The 16,826-nt window shown below is 52.2% G+C and carries 18 protein-coding genes; 11 read left to right on the forward strand and 7 right to left on the reverse strand.

Translation table 11 applies throughout. The features are described from left to right. Positions 1 to 2: 2 nt before the first annotated feature. The 3 genes from ACFOLF_RS27105 to hxlA all read right to left on the reverse strand — a co-directional run bounded on the left by ACFOLF_RS27105 (position 3) and on the right by hxlA (position 2,878). Positions 3 to 1,460, reverse strand: coding sequence for a PTS mannitol transporter subunit IICB (locus tag ACFOLF_RS27105; protein ID WP_210045538.1), 1,458 nt, complete (start codon positions 1,458 to 1,460; stop codon positions 3 to 5). 223 nt (positions 1,461 to 1,683) lie between these two features. Beyond that, positions 1,684 to 2,241, reverse strand: a complete 558-nt coding sequence (hxlB, locus tag ACFOLF_RS27110; RefSeq protein WP_210045539.1) for a 6-phospho-3-hexuloisomerase — start codon at positions 2,239 to 2,241, stop codon at positions 1,684 to 1,686. Between the two features lie 4 nt (positions 2,242 to 2,245). Beyond that, positions 2,246 to 2,878 carry a 3-hexulose-6-phosphate synthase gene (gene hxlA, locus ACFOLF_RS27115; RefSeq protein ID WP_210045540.1) on the reverse strand — a complete coding sequence of 211 codons (633 nt, stop codon included), beginning with the start codon at positions 2,876 to 2,878 and terminating at the stop codon, positions 2,246 to 2,248. 186 nt (positions 2,879 to 3,064) lie between these two features. On the opposite strand from hxlA, the gene ACFOLF_RS27120 reads away from it, so the two are divergent. Then, complete coding sequence (locus tag ACFOLF_RS27120; RefSeq protein ID WP_210045541.1) at positions 3,065 to 3,418, forward strand: winged helix-turn-helix transcriptional regulator; 354 nt, start codon at positions 3,065 to 3,067, stop codon at positions 3,416 to 3,418. 225 nt (positions 3,419 to 3,643) lie between these two features. After that, positions 3,644 to 5,128, forward strand: coding sequence for a PAS domain S-box protein (locus ACFOLF_RS27125; protein WP_210045542.1), 1,485 nt, complete (start codon positions 3,644 to 3,646; stop codon positions 5,126 to 5,128). A gap of 139 nt (positions 5,129 to 5,267) precedes the next feature. On the opposite strand, the gene ACFOLF_RS27130 is transcribed toward ACFOLF_RS27125, so the two are convergent. Both ACFOLF_RS27130 and ACFOLF_RS27135 read right to left on the reverse strand, forming a co-directional pair. Beyond that, the gene (locus tag ACFOLF_RS27130) at positions 5,268 to 5,978 is read right to left on the reverse strand and encodes a peptidylprolyl isomerase (RefSeq protein WP_379112985.1); all 711 of its coding nucleotides are present in this window, start codon (positions 5,976 to 5,978) and stop codon (positions 5,268 to 5,270) included. Between the two features lie 330 nt (positions 5,979 to 6,308). After that, positions 6,309 to 7,304 carry a YihY/virulence factor BrkB family protein gene (locus tag ACFOLF_RS27135; protein ID WP_210045544.1) on the reverse strand — a complete coding sequence of 332 codons (996 nt, stop codon included), beginning with the start codon at positions 7,302 to 7,304 and terminating at the stop codon, positions 6,309 to 6,311. Positions 7,305 to 7,662: 358 nt separating this feature from the next. On the opposite strand from ACFOLF_RS27135, the gene ACFOLF_RS27140 reads away from it, so the two are divergent. The 5 genes from ACFOLF_RS27140 to ACFOLF_RS27160 all read left to right on the forward strand — a co-directional run bounded on the left by ACFOLF_RS27140 (position 7,663) and on the right by ACFOLF_RS27160 (position 12,414). Beyond that, complete coding sequence (locus ACFOLF_RS27140) at positions 7,663 to 8,604, forward strand: hypothetical protein (protein ID WP_210045545.1); 942 nt, start codon at positions 7,663 to 7,665, stop codon at positions 8,602 to 8,604. 95 nt (positions 8,605 to 8,699) lie between these two features. Beyond that, positions 8,700 to 9,452, forward strand: coding sequence for an ABC transporter ATP-binding protein (locus ACFOLF_RS27145; RefSeq protein WP_210045546.1), 753 nt, complete (start codon positions 8,700 to 8,702; stop codon positions 9,450 to 9,452). Then, on the forward strand, positions 9,445 to 10,194 hold the full coding sequence (locus tag ACFOLF_RS27150) for an ABC transporter permease (protein ID WP_210045547.1): 750 nt from the start codon (positions 9,445 to 9,447) through the stop codon (positions 10,192 to 10,194). Before ACFOLF_RS27145 ends, ACFOLF_RS27150 begins: the two co-directional genes overlap by 8 nt. Positions 10,195 to 10,208: 14 nt before the next feature. Then, on the forward strand, positions 10,209 to 11,744 hold the full coding sequence (locus tag ACFOLF_RS27155) for a sensor histidine kinase (protein ID WP_210045548.1): 1,536 nt from the start codon (positions 10,209 to 10,211) through the stop codon (positions 11,742 to 11,744). Then, positions 11,716 to 12,414 carry a response regulator transcription factor gene (locus ACFOLF_RS27160; protein ID WP_210045598.1) on the forward strand — a complete coding sequence of 233 codons (699 nt, stop codon included), beginning with the start codon at positions 11,716 to 11,718 and terminating at the stop codon, positions 12,412 to 12,414. The genes ACFOLF_RS27155 and ACFOLF_RS27160 overlap by 29 nt, the downstream gene beginning before the upstream one ends. A gap of 45 nt (positions 12,415 to 12,459) precedes the next feature. On the opposite strand, the gene ACFOLF_RS27165 is transcribed toward ACFOLF_RS27160, so the two are convergent. Beyond that, complete coding sequence (locus tag ACFOLF_RS27165) at positions 12,460 to 13,089, reverse strand: hypothetical protein (protein WP_210045549.1); 630 nt, start codon at positions 13,087 to 13,089, stop codon at positions 12,460 to 12,462. Between the two features lie 173 nt (positions 13,090 to 13,262). On the opposite strand from ACFOLF_RS27165, the gene ACFOLF_RS27170 reads away from it, so the two are divergent. The 4 genes from ACFOLF_RS27170 (at position 13,263) to kduD (ending at position 16,311) form a co-directional block, all read left to right on the forward strand. Further along, positions 13,263 to 13,658, forward strand: coding sequence for an acyl-CoA thioesterase (locus ACFOLF_RS27170; protein WP_210045599.1), 396 nt, complete (start codon positions 13,263 to 13,265; stop codon positions 13,656 to 13,658). Between the two features lie 266 nt (positions 13,659 to 13,924). Next, positions 13,925 to 14,755: a 5-dehydro-4-deoxy-D-glucuronate isomerase gene (gene kduI / locus ACFOLF_RS27175; protein WP_210045600.1), complete on the forward strand. Its 831-nt coding sequence runs from the start codon at positions 13,925 to 13,927 to the stop codon at positions 14,753 to 14,755. Between the two features lie 27 nt (positions 14,756 to 14,782). After that, a complete protein-coding gene (locus tag ACFOLF_RS27180) occupies positions 14,783 to 15,556 on the forward strand; it encodes a DeoR/GlpR family DNA-binding transcription regulator (RefSeq protein WP_210045550.1) in 774 nt (257 codons plus the stop codon). After that, the gene (gene kduD / locus ACFOLF_RS27185) at positions 15,553 to 16,311 is read left to right on the forward strand and encodes a 2-dehydro-3-deoxy-D-gluconate 5-dehydrogenase KduD (protein ID WP_210045551.1); all 759 of its coding nucleotides are present in this window, start codon (positions 15,553 to 15,555) and stop codon (positions 16,309 to 16,311) included. Before ACFOLF_RS27180 ends, kduD begins: the two co-directional genes overlap by 4 nt. Positions 16,312 to 16,493: 182 nt before the next feature. On the opposite strand, the gene ACFOLF_RS27190 is transcribed toward kduD, so the two are convergent. After that, positions 16,494 to 16,688: a DUF2188 domain-containing protein gene (locus ACFOLF_RS27190; protein ID WP_210045552.1), complete on the reverse strand. Its 195-nt coding sequence runs from the start codon at positions 16,686 to 16,688 to the stop codon at positions 16,494 to 16,496. Positions 16,689 to 16,826: the final 138 nt, after the last annotated feature.

The raw sequence follows: 16,826 nt of genomic DNA on the forward strand, positions 1-16,826 counted from the left end.
TATTAGGATACGCTCAGCCTGTTTACAAGCTCGTCATATTCAGGACTTTTCAAGAAATTGTCGATGGAAATATGCTCTGCTTCGGGAGCCTTCTGTCTGGCGCGGTCCGTCAGCGACCTGTGGGTGATGACGATGTCCGCATCGGCCGGGATTTCACTGATGGCGGTATTGGTCACCGTTACCGGAATCTCTGCGGCCTTGATTTTCTTGCGCAGTATAGAGGCCCCCATCGCGCTTGAGCCCATGCCGGCATCGCAGGCGAACACGATTTTGGAAACATCCGCTTTTGCTTTGACAGCAGCCCCTGGAACCGAAGCGGCATTTGCGACTGCGGCTGCAGCGGTCCCTTTGGCTTCACTTTTCATTTGCTGCATTTTCTGCTGCGCAAGCTCCAGATCGCCTTCTTCTTCCGCTTTGCGGCTTGTTTTGAGCAGCAGCGAGGCAACCAGAAAAGAGACAACCGCAGCGGTCAGTATACCGCTGAGTGCGGCGAGCAATCCGCCCTTGGGCGCCATCGCAATGTAGGCGAATATACTGCCCGGGGATGGAGTGGCGACAAGCCCGGCATTGAAGATCGTGAAGGTGAAGCTGCCTGTAACCCCGCCTGCGATTACTGCAAGGATAAGCCGCGGGTTCATCAGAATATAAGGAAAATAAATTTCATGAATGCCGCCGAAGAAATGAATGATGGCCGCTCCCGGCGCAGACTGCTTCGTAAGGCCTTTTCCCACGAACCAGTAAGCAAGCAGAATGCCAAGACCGGGTCCCGGATTCGACTCCAGCATGAAAATGATCGATTTGCCCGTATTGGAAGCCTGCTCGAGCCCGATCGGCCCCAGCACGCCATGATTGATGGCATTGTTCAGAAACAGGATTTTGCCCGGCTCAATGAGAATATTGGCCAAGGGCAGCAGGCCTGCATTGATCAGAGCCTCCACACCGGAAGCCAGCAATTGGCTCGCTTTCTCTACGACCGGACCAATGCCGGTGTAAGCTCCAAGAGCAAGCGCGCCTCCGATAATACCGGCGGAGAAGTTGTTGACCAGCATTTCGAAGCCCGAGCGGATTTTGCCCTCCACGGATCTGTCGAAGGCCCTGAGGATCCATGCGGACAAGGGACCGACAATCATCGCTCCGATGAACATCGGAATATCCGAGCCTATGATAACCCCCATCGTGGCGATGGCTCCAATAACGCCTCCGCGCGTGCCGTGGAGCATTTGACCGCCTGTATAACCGATAAGCAGGGGCAGCAGGTAGGTGATCATGGGATCAACCAGCTTGCCGAGATATTCGTTGGGTATCCAGCCCGTCGGGATAAATAAAGCCGTAATCAAGCCCCAGGCGATAAAAGCGCCGATATTGGGCATAACCATCCCGCTGAGAAAACGCCCGAAACGCTGCACGGAAACTTTGACCCCGCCTGTGGATGCTTGCCGGCCAGTAAGTTGTTCAGACATCCTGTTAACCTCCCATAAAAAATTCCCCTCTTGTATAGTCTTTGATTAAAGGGGTTGAAATAATCGTAGAATAGAACGCTTCCAAGATCAATCAAAGGAAAAGGAGGTTTCGTCATGAATGCTGTTGACATCATTTGAACTTTGCGTCCATAGAAATTGGGGACCCGGATCAACGCGCAAAAAAAACCGCCCCCGCTGCAAAGGGGCGGGGGCGGCGTAGTACTTATTCCAGATTAGCATGATTGCCAAACATTGAGGATGAGTCGAGCTTCCGATGATCCATCAAACGCAGGATCAGAGCGTCGAACAGCAGCAGAATGCTCTGCTCAAACAACGAGCCCATGGGCTGTACGGTAACTTCGCCCTCACCCGTCCGTTCCTTCGGGGAAGCGGGGATCGGAATCACGATATCCGCCAGCTTCCCGATGGAGGAAGCGGGGGAGATTGTTGCGAGGACGACCGTCGCCCCGATGCCTCCCGCCTTGCCGGCCATGGAGAGAAGGCTGCTCGTTTCGCCCGAGCCCGAGCCGATAATCAGCATGTCTTCTTTGGCGATGCCCGGCGTTATGGTTTCGCCAACTACATGAGCGTCAAGCCCGGCCTGCATCAGGCGCATGGCCAGCGCCTTCATCATCAGTCCGGACCGGCCGGCGCCGGCGACGAATATTTTCCTCGATGCGAGGATGCCTTCGGCCAGCTGCTCCACCGCATCCTCGGGAACGGCCCGGAGGCTGCGGGAGAGCTCTCCGATTATTTTGTCCGTGTACGAAGTAATCCCCATTGGACTAACCTTGCTTGATTAATTGCCGCATTTGGGAAGCGGCCGTCTGGATATTGTCATGCCCTGTAATACCGCCGCCTACTATGATCAGATCAGGCTTGGCCGCAATAACTTCCGGAAGCGTGGATAGTTTGATTCCTCCGGCTATGGCTGTTTTTGCGTTTTTGACGACGCGTTTGATCGCGGTCAGTTCCTCAAAGGAGTTTTTGCCCTCCGCCTGGGTATCGTAGCCGGAGTGGACACAGATATAATCCACGCCGAGCGCGTCAAGCTCCTTTGCCCGCTCTTCGATATTTTTGACACTGATCATATCCACCAGTATCTTCCTGTTTGTTTTGGCCGCTTCCTCTACGGCGCCCCGGATCGTGGAATCCTCAGCTACGCCAAGCACGGTCACGATGTCCGCTCCCGCTTCGACGGCTTTCATGACTTCGTAACCGCCGGCATCCATAATTTTGAGATCCGCCAATACTTTCAGGTTGGGAAAAGCTTCCTTGATCGCTTTGACTGCATGCAAACCTTCATTAATAACGACAGGGGTTCCGATTTCTACAATGTCTATATAAGCTTCGACTTCTTTCACCAATGCTTTGGCTTCCGGGATATTAACCAGATCAAGCGCTAATTGCAATTCCAATTTGATCACTCCTATTCGATTTGTGTTGATATGTTCAGATCCAAGGCTTATTCTATAGCTATCGTTTCTATTTAAGAAGTACGCACTTGCAAGTGGTGTAGTCACCACCAGTATACTATTGGCGTTCCTGCAGGGTTTGAGAGGGTAAGAAGAAATGGGAAATGCAGACAGAAAGGGGCAGCCGGTGTGGCAAACGAGCTGAAGGAACGGATTAATCTCACAGAAATCAATTGCGAGAAGGAGCTGACGCTTGCGGTTATCGGCGGCAAATGGAAGCTGATTATTTTGTGGCATCTGGGTCTGGAAGGCACCAAACGCTTCAGTGAGCTGAAACGGCTTATTCCCTCCATCACCCAGAAGATGCTGACCAACCAGCTGCGCGAGCTGGAGGACGATCAATTGGTGCACCGCAAGGTGTATGCCGAAGTTCCGCCGCGGGTCGAATATACGTTGACCGATTATGGCGAGAGCCTGATGCCGATCCTGCGCATGATGTACAATTGGGGAAAAGATTACGGTGAAAAAGTAGTGTGGAAATAATCGGTACGACCAAGTTTGAGGTTCTTCGACATATCCGGACGTAAAGCGCTCTGTACAAAGCAGGGCGCTTTTTTTTCATAATCCTGTTTAAAGCATGAACGCATATGATTAAGTTGAAAATGGTACGGTTAACAATTATGATGAATAGTGATGACATCAAGATGACGATTTCACATAGCTTTGTAATGTGTGGAGCTGTACTCTGCCTTCAAAGGGGAATATGATGTGGGAATACTTCTTATGTTTGAAAACGCAGATGGGGAAAACGTGCTCGAAACCTTTTTGGAAGAAATACTTCCCTATATGATTGTGGTAAAAAATGGGAAGATTATCACAATAAATTCCGATGCTTCACGTTTATTTGGCTATGACAGGAACAAGCTTATTGGCATGGAGCTCCTTGAACTGATTCATCCCCGCGACAGACGGACCTATCTGATCGAAGAGGAAGAAGTCAAGGGAAATAAGAATAAGAATATTGTATGGCAGGCAAGGGGAATCAGACAGGACCATTCGATTTTTCCTCTGGAAATTCATGGGATGATGAAGCTGTTCCACGGGATTCATTTGTTTCTGATAACCGAAGTGGCGGATTTGACAGAGCGCCAGCAGATCGAGAAGGCCGACAAGCAGATAGAAGAACGGTTTCGGACTGTGTTCAATTATGCGGCTGCAGGCATCGCTCTGATTGATATTAATGGGCGCTTTCTGGAAGCGAATTATTCATTCTGCGATATATTGGGATATACGGAGTCCGAGCTTGCCGAGCTGCGGTTCCATGGCATCCTGCATCCGGATCATCTGGATGATCATCTTGACAACACGACACGGCTGCTGATTGCCGAAATCCCGTGGTATGAAATGGAGAGCCGGTTTATTCATAAATCGGGGCATGTGGTGTGGGGCCTGTTGAATACGACAGTTGTCAGAGACGACCACAACAAGCCGCTTTATTATATCGTGCAATTTCAGGACATTACGACCAAGAAGGAAGCGGAGGAGCTTATACGCAAATCCGATAAGCTCATGGCTGTGGGGCAGCTGGCTGCGGGAGTCGCGCATGAGGTGCGCAATCCGCTTACCGTGCTGAAGGGCTTTACGCAGATGCTGCGGACTACGGATAAAAAAAACGAAAGCTACTATCAGCTGATGCTCTCGGAGGTGGATCGGATCGAATCCATTATCGGGGAGTTCCTGATGCTGGCCAAGCCGCAGGAAGTTGAATTCAAGATGAATGACATTGGCGTGATTTTGTCCAATATTATTATATTGATGGAAACAAACGCGGTTATAAGCAATGTTCAGATTATCTCCAATCTGGGTAATGAGCAAATGTATCTGGAATGCGACGAAAATCAGATCAAGCAGGCGCTTGCGAATATATTGCAAAATGCGATCGAGGCCATGCCCCAGGGCGGCCAGATCATCGTAACGGTCGAGCAGCTCGATGCGGATCATCTGATCATCGGCATCAGCGATCAGGGCTGCGGCATTTCCGAGGATCGGATTGCCCGGCTGGGAGAGCCTTTCTACTCCAGCAAAGAGAAGGGTACAGGTCTTGGCCTTATGATCAGCTATCAGATCATCGAGAAGCATAACGGACGCGTACGGGTGAACAGCAAGCTGAACGAAGGGACCACCTTCGAAATTATACTGCCGCTGCATCAGGATGCGGAGCCTCCGGCCCTTCCCGATCAGACTGGCCTGTGAAGCTCATGCCGGGTAAGCCTGGGCATATAGAGCGTGGCATTGGAAAAAGCAAAACCCTGACCGCCTTGGTCAGGGTTTTGCTTTGCTTGCTGCGGGTTTTCTATTAATAGGAAACTTGCGTGAGCCGCCCTCATTCCCTTTACGGGGTGATTGTCTCAGGCTCCGGATAATCCACGCCTTTGGTATCGACAGTTACCTTTTTCATTTTAGGAGGAGTGACCGCGAGCTCGCTTCCATCGGTTGGGACGCTTACGATGGCGTCAACGGTCTCCAGACCTTTGGTCACTTTGCCGAAAGCCGCATAGGCGCCGTCCAGACCGGTGTTGGCATCCACCATAATGAAAAATTGCGAGCCTGCGGAATCCATATCCTGAGCCCGCGCCATGGAGATGACGCCGCGCTCATGAAGCAAACCGTTTTGTACGCCGTTCTGGCTGAATTCGCCCTTGATGGCGTAGCCGGGTCCGCCCGAGCCTCTGCCGTCCGGATCGCCGCCCTGGATCATGAACCCGGGAACGACGCGGTGGAAGGTCAGGCCGTCATAGAAGCCCTTTTTGACGAGAGAGACAAAGTTGTTGACCGTATTCGGCGCAGCCTTGGGATAAAGCTCGATCTCAATCGTTTTGCCGTCTTCCATTTCAATCGTGACTATGGGATCATCCTCAGAAGCAAATGAGTCAGCTGCGCCTCCGCTGTTCGTATTGCCCGCAGCGTCACCCGTCTCCGCAGGAGGCGTATTGGTGTTTCCTGACGTGTTTCCTGATGTGTTCCCCGAGGTATTGCCCGCCGCGTTTCCGCCGTTGTTGTCAGGCTTGGTTCCGCAGGCGGCTAACAACAGCGCCAGCGACATCAGCGAAATCACCAGGAGAGCTCTCAAAGATAGTTTCTTCCAGTGTGCCTGGGGGCCGGATTGATCATGGTGAAGCTCCGGCGTGAAGCCTGTCCGATTCATTGCATGTTCCCTCTTTTCACTTATTTTCTGTTTTTATTCCTTTCAAGCATCTGTGCTTTATTCGACAGGCGTATGTTGGAATCCTTTCCATTCCGGGCTCAAAATATGTGCATTTTATGGATTTTCCGCATGGCTGGTTTGTACACGGCTTTACATGGGCAGGACATAGCGGCAGCCCCTGAAGCATTGGCCTCAGGGGCTGCTATTCTAACGCATATGGCCTGATGCTCAGGCGCCCTTCGTTTTTCCCCGTTTGAAGAACGGCAGCGAGATGGAGAAGCGCTTGCAGTTTGCTTTCATTTTGCCGTGCTTGTCGAAATGCAGCGAAGCGTTAATTTCACCTCCCAGCACGATGATGATGCTCGACAGATACAGCCAGGTAAGCAAGACTATAATTCCGCCGATGCTTCCATAGGTCTTCGTATAATTGCCGAAATTATTGACATAAAAGGAGAAGCATAAGGAGGTTATGATCCAGCCGAAGGTGGCAAACAACGCGCCCGGCACCACTTCACGAAAATGCAGCCGCAGGTTGGGAGCAAACAGGTACAGGGAGGCGAAGACGACAGACATGATCACGATGGGGATGACGTACTGGGCGAATCCCCATACGGTATCGATGCTGCCTGGAAGCTGCGTCCATTTGTACAGCATATCCCCGATCACTCTGCCGAAGATGAGCATGACCATGCTGAACAGGATGACAAGCGCCAAGACAATCGTAAAAACGAGCGAATACGCTTTAACCTTCCAGAACGGGCGCGTTTCCTCCACATCGTAAGCTTTATTCAAGGCTTTCATGACGGCGCTTATGCCGTTGGATGCCGACCATAACGTAATAATCAACCCCACCGAAAGCAGAGACCCGTTGCTGGAAGCCTGAATCTCGATGAAGGCGTCGCTGATGGTGTTCGTCGAGAGCTCGGGCATGATCAGCTGGATTTGCTCGATTACATCCTGCAGGGTCAGATTGGCGAAGCTGAGAACGGCAATGATGAAGATCAGAAAAGGGAAGAACGAGAGAATCAGGTAGTATGTCAGCTGAGCTCCCAGCGCGGGAACCTCGTCATCCTGAAAGCGGCAGTACAGGTTCTGGGCAAAATCGATAAAGGATCTGCGTTTATACACGGTGCCGTCTGTTCGGGAATTGATCGCATTGTCGGGGTATTGGAGAACAACATTTGACTTGGTCTTGGTTGTATCCGGCCCCACAAGTTTAGCCATTCCAGTCCGCCTCCTTCTGTTGTTACATCTGTATTTACCCGTGGCTTTCCCCTGTTAACCCGTCCTACTTCTTATATTTATTCATGCACAAGGCCCGTCATCACGCATCGGTCAATCTTTTTTGACCTTATCGAATGGATAAGTTTTGCGCCTGTACATTTCTGTAAAGTTTAAGGGAACAAACTAACGCTATCGCCAAAGGACGGCGCCGCCGTTTCTTTTTGACGAATTTATACTTTCTTTAGACCTGGTTTACGAGCGGTTTAGGGTTGAGCGGTATTCTGTTTACAGGAAGCTTCGCTAAGAAGCTCCCTGGTGCTTCACCAAAAGAGGCTTTCAAGAACAGGAGGAAATAAAGATGAATAAGAAAAAGAAATGGTTGTCCTTTGGAATTCCGTTAACGGCCGGTGCGGTTCTGCTGGTCGCCAGCGGCTTCACCGCAAGCGCAGGCTCGGCAGGCTATGACGCTTACAAGGAAGCGCTGAAGACCAATACCAATGTGAAGAGCGTTACAGCCGATGTGTCGGTTACGGTCAGCGACAATGGCGCCGAGAAGCTGAATGCCAAGGCGAAGCTCAAGCTGGATAAAGACCAGGGCGGAGCCAGCGGCTCGCTGACATTGGGCGGAGCGGGCACGGAGCCGATCGCGGTGAATATGTATCATCAGAATGAGCAGATGATTGTCAAGAACGGCAAGGATGACATGTATTACGTCATCGATCCGCAGGGAGCGCCGGAACATGAGCAGCGCAGATTTGGAAACCATGAACCGGGCTGGGACGGTTTTCCCAAGGAACTGGAAAATGTCATTGATACGCTGGTCGGCAATGTGAAGCAGCAGGTGGATCTGGATGAGCAGGCGGATGGCGTCAAGCACATCTCCCTGGATTTAACGGGAAGCCAAATTCCTGCGGCCGTCAATGCCATTGGTTCCTTGTTGATCAAACATGCGGGCAGCGGCGCTCAAGGCGAACATAATAATGCGGCGGGACCTGCGGATTCCATTCACCAGCAGCTGCTTGGCGGAGAATGGCAGCCGCAGCTTCCGGAACTGGCGCAGGATGTCCGGATTGAAGCGGTCAGCCTGGATGCGCTTATCGGCAAGGATAACCGCATCCAGCACCAAACTGTACAAATCAAGGCAGCAGGCAAAGATGAAGCAGGTGCCGATCACACCGTAACGGTAACGCTGGATGCCGGACTCTCGGCTTATAACAGCACGTCGCCCGAAGTAATCGATCTGGATAATAAGCAAGTGGTAACGGTTGATCCGGCTGAAGAATGGGGCGGACAGCAATAATCATCAGGAAACAGCATCGGGCCGGACACAGCAATACCAGATGAACGTTGTCCGGCCGATTTTTCGCCAATTTTTCTTAAAGGAGTGTGAATAATATGCGAACAGGCGCTTCTCCGGCTATTCTGGAGATCGATGGAGTAACGAAAATATATAAAAACGGCCGCGGCATACGCGATATCAGCTTCAAGCTGAATAAAGGCGACATTTTCGGCTTGTTCGGCCCCAACGGGGCGGGTAAGACGACCCTGCTGAAGATTTTGACGGGTCTTTGCGCTGCGGATTCGGGAAGCGTGGCGCTGTTTGGCAGCAGAATTACAGACCGGTTCGAGCTGGCGATGACGGGCACGGGCTGCGTGATCGAGACGGCGGACGCTTACGAATATATGAGTGGTCACGCCAATCTGAAGCAGGCGGCAAGGTTCTATAAAGATCTGCCGGCAAAGCGGATTGATGAGGTGCTGGAAATGGTCGGTCTTACTCTCTACAAGGGAGAGAAGGTCAGCGGCTACTCGCTTGGCATGAAGCAGCGGCTGTCGCTTGCGGGAGCGCTGCTGTCCTCGCCGGGACTGGTCATTCTGGATGAACCGACGAATGGACTTGACGTAGAGGGCATTATAGACGTTCGCCGCATTATCAGACATCTGTCGGAAACGGAAGGGACCGCTTTTCTGATCTCCAGCCATATGATGAACGAGATGGAGATGACCGTAAACCGCATCGGCATTATGAATGGCGGCAGGCTTATTCACGAGGGCGAGGCGGATGAGCTGCAGCAGCAGGGCATCACCATGGAAGAATACTATCTGGCTGCGGTCGTAAAGAGCAGGGAAGGGGTATCTCATGCATAGTCTGACTGCAGGTATAATCAATGAGCTGGAAAAATGGTGGCTGCAGCGCAAAACGAAGTGGTTTCTGCTGTTTCTCGTCCTGATCCCGGTCCTGGCAGCATGGCTGGTCGCCCGTGTTCAAGGGAATGCAGGCATTTCCGCCATTGTGGGCAATGATTTTCCGCTGATCATGCTGGGGATATTGACCACTGTACTGCTGCCGCTCTATTTGTTCATGTGCGCAGCCGATTCCTTCACCGCCGAGACCGCCATGCGGACGCTGAAAATCACACTGGTCCGGCCGATTACCCGGACAAAAGTATTCACAGCCAAGCTGCTGTCGCTGGCGCTTATTGTCGCGGCTGTGCTTGCCGGCGGCTGGGCGGCCTCCGCATTGTCCGGACTGTTTCTTCCGGATGGCGGCAGCACATGGGGAATAGCCAGGGGACTGGGCGCTTATTTCGCCGCTTTCTTCCCGATGGCGGTAATAGCCATATTCGCGGCACTCGTCGCTCAGTGGTTCAAAAGCAGCACAACGGCCATTGTCGTTTGTATCGCAGTTTATGCGGCATTGAAGGTGCTCCCGTTGTTCCTGCCTGAAGCTGCGGTATGGTCCCCCTTCGCCTACACCGACTGGCATGAGCTGTGGCTGCAGCCAAGTGTACCGGTGCTGAGGCTCATGAATATATTCGTCTTTATCTCGGCGTACAGTATAATAGGATATACCGCCGGATTGTTCAGATTTACCGGCAAATCATTATAACAGGGGCGCTTGGCATGTCTATCCGCAAGAAATTACTGCTGTCTTATATCGCAATGGTCGTTGTGCCGATTATTGTCTTTGCCTTGACGGCTGTCATCCTGGTAACCCTGTTCTTGAATGATGCGCTGGGGATCAAACCGCTCAGCAGAATCATCGGGGATTTTGAGAATGTCAAGGAATTCCGCGAAGCGATGGACCGGAAAACGGAATGGACCTCGGGGCTTGCCTTCTTCGCCCGGCATGAGCCGGATCGTCTCGAAGACGCCGCTTTTCTGGAGAAAACGGAGAAGGAGCTGGACCCTCTTGATATCCGGCTGATTATCGTGGCAGGGGATAAAGTCCGGTATATTTCGCCGGCAATTGAAGACAGCAGCGCTGCCGCCCTGCCCAGGCTTGGGGAGTTTGATTCAAGCGGCGCTGGCGGTTATCATAGCGATACATTCAAATTAGACGGCATTGACTATACGGTTTTAAAATACGCCTTTACGCTTGGCGACGGAAGTCCCGGTGTCTTGTATATTTTGGAGGAAGACCGGCTTGCCGATCTTGCCCGGTTATTTTTTGTAATCGTGCTGCTATTCGTGATCCTGATCGTCGGCTTGACCAACGGGCTGCTGACTTATCTGGTATCCCGCGGAATTCTGAGGCCGCTTGATGCGCTGAAGCATGCGGCGGAGCAGATCAAGGAAGGCAATCTGGATAATGAGCTGAAGGTAATCAGAAAAGACGAAATCGGCCAATTAAGCGCCACCTTCGAAGAGATGAGAAAACGGCTGAGAGCGTCGATTCATACGCAGCTGCAGGCTGAGGAGAACCGCAAGGAGCTGCTCTCCAACATCTCACATGATCTTAAAACACCGATCACGGCCATTTCCGCCTGCGCCGAGGGGATGCGGGACGGCATAGCCGATACGCCGCAGAAGCAGGCCAAATATATTGAAATGATTCATTCCAAGGCGGCGCATCTGGATCGTCTGATCGATGAGCTGTTCCTGTACTCCAAGCTGGATCTGAGACGGCTGCCGTTTCATTTTGAACAGACCGATATTAATGCTTACCTTCATGCCTTTGCGGATGAGCTTCATATGCATCCGCAGTACAGCGGGATCCGGATCATGTATGACCATACACAGGGCAAGCCGGTAATGGCTGTGGTGGACCGCGAGAAGCTGGGCAGAGTAATTGCCAATATTACCGATAACAGCTTGAAGCATATGGACAAAAAGGAGAAAGAAATCCGTATTGAGCTGTTTGAGAACAAGCAGCTGCAGGAAATTACGGTATCGATAAAGGATAACGGACGAGGCATCGAAGCCGCTGGTCTGCCCCATATTTTTGACCGCTTCTACCGTACAGATCTCTCCAGGAACAACGATACCGGGGGCAGCGGGCTGGGCCTTGCGATTGTGAAGCAGATCGTGGAGGAGCATGGGGGCCGGGTATGGGCGGAAAGCGTCCCGGGAGAGAGCACGACCATTTTGTTCACATTGACAACCCCGAAGGGGTATAAGGGAGAGCATGATGAAAAGGATCTTGATCATAGAGGATGATTCTGTAATCGCCGAAGTGCAAAAGGATTATTTGGTGGCGAGCGGCTTCACCGTGGACATTGCGGCAACCGGCGATGCGGGCCTGGAGCAGGCGATGAAGGAAAGCTTCGATATGATTATTCTGGATTTGATGCTCCCGGGTGTGAATGGGTTCGATATTTGCAAGGCCATTCGCCAGACGACCCATATTCCGATTCTGATGGTATCCGCCAAGCGTGAGGAAGTGGATAAAATCAGAGGCTTCGGTCTGGGGGCGGACGATTATATTGTGAAGCCGTTCAGCGTTGGCGAGCTGGTCGCGCGGGTGAAGGCGCATCTGTCCCGCTTTGAGCGGCTGACAGGCAGCACCGGAACAGGGAGCAACCCCAAGGATCAGATCCGGATCCGCGGCTTGTTCATCGACAAGCTTCCGCGGAAGGTGTTTGTGGAGGATCGCGAAGCCCTGCTGACGACCAAAGAATATGATTTGCTGCTTTATTTGGCTACAAACCCTAACCGGGTGTTCACCAAGGAGGAGCTGTTCGAACGGATCTGGGGACTCGACTCGATGGGGGATCTGCCTACCGTCACTGTCCATATCAGCAAGCTGAGAGAGAAAATCGAGCTGAACCCGTCCAAGCCCCAATATATCGAAACCGTATGGGGGGTAGGGTACCGCTTTAATTTGTAAGGCTATCGTACTTTTCTGTGTCTTGCGATAGCGCTCTTAAGTGCCTTAGTCGGTCCCCACCGTGTCATGGTTAACGGCAATAATACCGTATTTCTGCGGCGAACCGGCGGTAGCGCCGAACCACATCTCGCCATTGCCAACCATGACGCCCTGATCATTGACGAACAGGCTGTCGATCTTTTGATTGGCCAATGCTTTCTTCACAGGTGCAGTCAGAATTGCGTCATATTTATTGATGAAATCCTCTTTGTTTTTGATGATTGTATTTGCTTTGGCTGTATTCAACCGCATGGGAAAAAGCACATAGTCCGCAACCTTATCTTTATCTCCTCCGGCAACCGCCGATTTGATCTGATCGAATATGGCCTCGAATGCTTCCGGATCATCGATCCCTGCAGCAGCGTAAGGGTTATTGGCAGCGGCATTGGAACCGGCTTCCGGCTGATTGGCAGCGGGCGGTTCTGCTGTTGGCTGAGTCTGGTAATGATCATTCTCCGGGGCAGCTGCGGAATCCGGAAGCCCGCTGCCGCTCATGGGGGAGTTGGCGCCGGAGCCGATATTGTAATTGGAACCGCAACCCGCCATCAGGAGGAGGCAGAGGGCAAGGGTGCCGGAAATGGCGGAGGAATACAGCCATGTGCGGAAGATTTGACGGGAATATGCTGTTCTGGTCATGGATATTCATCCTTTCCTGTAAGCTATAGTTTCTATCTTAACGCAAAATATGTCTGCAAGCATGAAGGGGGAGGACGGCATTGCTTGGATTTTCTTTGACAAGCCAGCTGCTTATGGCTACCATTAGTAATCATTTGACGCCTTTTGAAGGGGCGGTGAAGGAGCCGGATGCCATGCAGGCTATAACGTCTATTATGGTCCGTTCAACCGAAATTGATGTGAATGGACATGTGAATAATGCCAAATATCTGGAATATCTTGAATGGGGCAGAGAAGAATGGTATGAGCAGGCTGGGCTTCATTACGATGTTTTTCTGCAAATGGGCATTCAGACTGTAACGGTGAATATCAATATCAACTACCGGAAGGAATGCAGACAAGGCGACCAGCTGCGGATTATAACAGTGCCCGAAAGAGCAGGCCGAACCAGCTATGTGTTGAGCCAGCAAATTCTGAACGGGCAGGATGAGCTGTGCGCCGATGCGCTTATCACCTGCGTCGCCATGAATGCGGAAACCAGAACAAGCCGGGAGCTTCCGGAAGAGCTTCGCCGTTTATTTCCGGATTGAGGCCTCCTGCCTGACAAGAAGCTTCATAAGCGTGGAAGACCCGGCAGGCGTAAAGCCTGAGAGAGCATGATTGAAATCAAAGCCCGGAACAATAATCATACGAATGGAACCTGCAGGCGCGTGTGTGGCCGTGGAGGTTTTTTTATTTTGCCGGACAGGGCTGTCAGCTGATATAAAACACTTTCAAAAAAGCGCTTTCTATACTATAATGCTAATAAACAAACCAAAACGAACATTATAGGAGGAAATAAGTAATGAAAACGGAAATGGATATTCGCCATGCCTCACACCCGGACGATGTTAAAAGGTATGATACGGAGGCGCTGAGGAAGCATTTCCTCATTGAGAACTTATTTGAAGCCGGACATATTCATATGACTTATACCCATTATGACCGTTTGGTTATCGGGGGCGCAGTTCCCACGGAGCAGCCGCTTGCGCTTGAGGCTCCGCAAACGCTCAAGACCGAGTATTTCTTTGAGCGCCGCGAAGCGGGCTTCGTTAATCTCGGCGGACCCGCTGTCATCACCGTCGACGGGGAGAAGCATTCCCTTGCCCGGCTAGACGCTCTTTATGTAGGAAAAGGGACGAAAGAAGTTCTGCTTGCAAGCGAGAATGCCGCGGAACCGGCCAAGCTGTATTTCTGCTCCGCCAATGCCCACCATCAGCTGCCGGCAAGCAAAATGGCCATCGACAAGGCCAATCCCAATCATCTGGGTTCACTGGAAACATCGAATGAGCGTACGATCTATCAATTTATTCATGAAGGCGGCCTGCAAAGCTGCCAGCTGATGCTGGGCATTACGATTCTCAAGCCGGGCAGCATCTGGAACACCATGCCTGCGCATCTGCATGACCGGAGAATGGAAGCCTATCTGTATTTTGACCTGAACGCGGATGCCCGTGTGTTCCACATGATGGGGCAGGCGGAAGAGACGCGTCACATTGTGGTTGCCAATGAGCAGGGGGTTATTTCTCCGCCCTGGTCGATTCATTCGGGCGCAGGCACATCGAACTATTCCTTCATCTGGGCGATGGCCGGGGAGAATTACACCTTTAAGGATATGGACATTGTGCAAATGAATACATTGAAGTAGGAGCCACTCGGAAGGAGCGTCAAATTCATGCTGGCCGCAACCAGACAACGAAAAATCATAGACGAGCTGCAGCAAAGCGGAGCGGTAAAAGTGGCCGAGCTCAGCGCATCGCTGCATGTCACGGAGAAGACGATCCGCGATGATCTGGAGAAGCTTGAAGCCAAAGGGCTGCTCAAGAGAACGCATGGAGGCGCCGTTCCGCTTGAGCCCAGCGAAGAGAACATCTATCCGTTGGTATATCCGAACAACAAGCTGGAGAAGGCCAAGGAATCCATTGCGGCTGCCGCGCTGAAGCAGATCGAGCCAGGCGGCATCATCGCTCTGGATGGCGGCAGCACGACGCTGGCGATGGCCAGGCGGCTTGAGAACAAGCCGCTCACGGTCGTTACGAACGATGTTATGATTATCCGCGAGCTCGCGCTGCGCGACCAGATCAGGCTTGTCGTTCCAGGGGGATACCGGCAGCATAATCTGCTGCTGCATCCGGAATCGCTGGAGTGGGTGAGCAGGATGAATATTCATAAATTTTTCCTGTCCACGACGGGCATTCATGAGGAATACGGCTTCAGTGTGTTTACGCCGGAGCTGGCGCCGATCAAGCGGATGTTCATCGAGGCTTCCAGGCGGGTGATCTGCGTTGCCGACCACAGCAAATTCGACAAGGGGGCGCTGTTCACCTTCGCCACCCTGACGGAAGTGGAACGGATTATTACGGATGATGGGCTGGATAGCTCCATAATGGGCAAATATCAGGCTCTGCAGGTAAATATTGAGCAGGCAGACAGGAGTGGGAATGAGTGAGTACATTATTTGATTTGACCGGCAAATCCGCTATCGTCACCGGCGCATCCCGGGGAATTGGCAAAGCCATTGCACTGGCGCTGGCGGAAGCCGGGGCCGATGTGGCGCTTGTAACCAATCAGACCAATCCGGCCGATATTGTACAGGAAATTGCGGCATTGAACCGGAAATCCGTTGTCATCAAGGCGGATCTGTCCGACGAAAGCAGGCTGCCTGGCGTCATAAACCAAACGATGGACGCCTTCGGCAAAATCGATATTCTGGTCAACAACTCCGGCATTATCCGGCGCACGCCGGCTGCCGATCATGCCGCTGCCGATTGGCATGATGTCATCAATGTGAATCTGAACGCGGTTTTCTTCCTCAGCCAGCTGGCCGGAAGGGAAATGATCCGGCAGGGTTCGGGAAAGATCATTAACATCGCCTCCATGCTCTCGTTCCAGGGAGGAATCAATGTGCCGGGCTATACAGCCAGCAAGCACGCCGTCGCGGGTGTGACGAAGGCCTTAGCCAATGAATGGGCCTCCAAAGGCGTGCAGGTAAATGCCATTGCCCCTGGCTATATCGCCACGGACAACACGGAGCAGCTGCGCCAGGACCCTGACCGCAGCAGACAGATTCTGGAGCGTATCCCTGCGGGTCGATGGGGCCGCGCCGAGGATCTGAAGGGGCCGGTTGTGCTGCTTGCTTCTGCCGCATCGGACTATATGAACGGCCATGTGATGTGCGTGGACGGCGGCTGGATGAACCGCTGAGTCTCCGGCTTACAGCTTAAGAGGCCGGAGAGCTGCGAGTCTCTCTCCCGCCGGTCAGACAAAAGGGTGTCCTCCGAAATGCCGGAGGACACCCTTTATCTTTGAAACAGCAGTTAAATTTCCCAAGACATTCATTCGAACCGGAATCGCCCAATAAGCGAAACGGCATGCAGGAGGGGCGGCTAATGCCCTTTTTTCCGCACCTGCTTGTCATGGTCCTCCGCCCATTCCTTCGCCTGCGCGGTGGCGATGGAAATCGCCCGGCCCTCTTCATAACCGTCCTTCAGCAGGGCATTGGCGATCTCGATCGCTTTCTCCCGCACGGGAGCCATGAAGTTTTTCAGGGAATCGGGGTAATCCTCTTTGGTCCAAGGCATAAGGGTTCCTCCTTCCGGTTTAGGCTTGTCTCTTTATTTAGCCCTTTTTGCTCGGCGATAAACAGGCAAGTCTGGCGAAAATCGATTATCGGGCAGCTTTAATGTAAAATGATTATGGACATGTACAAATTAAAAAAG

The organism is Paenibacillus sepulcri (assembly GCF_042647105.1).
Lineage (GTDB): Bacteria > Bacillota > Bacilli > Paenibacillales > Paenibacillaceae > Paenibacillus_Z > Paenibacillus_Z sepulcri.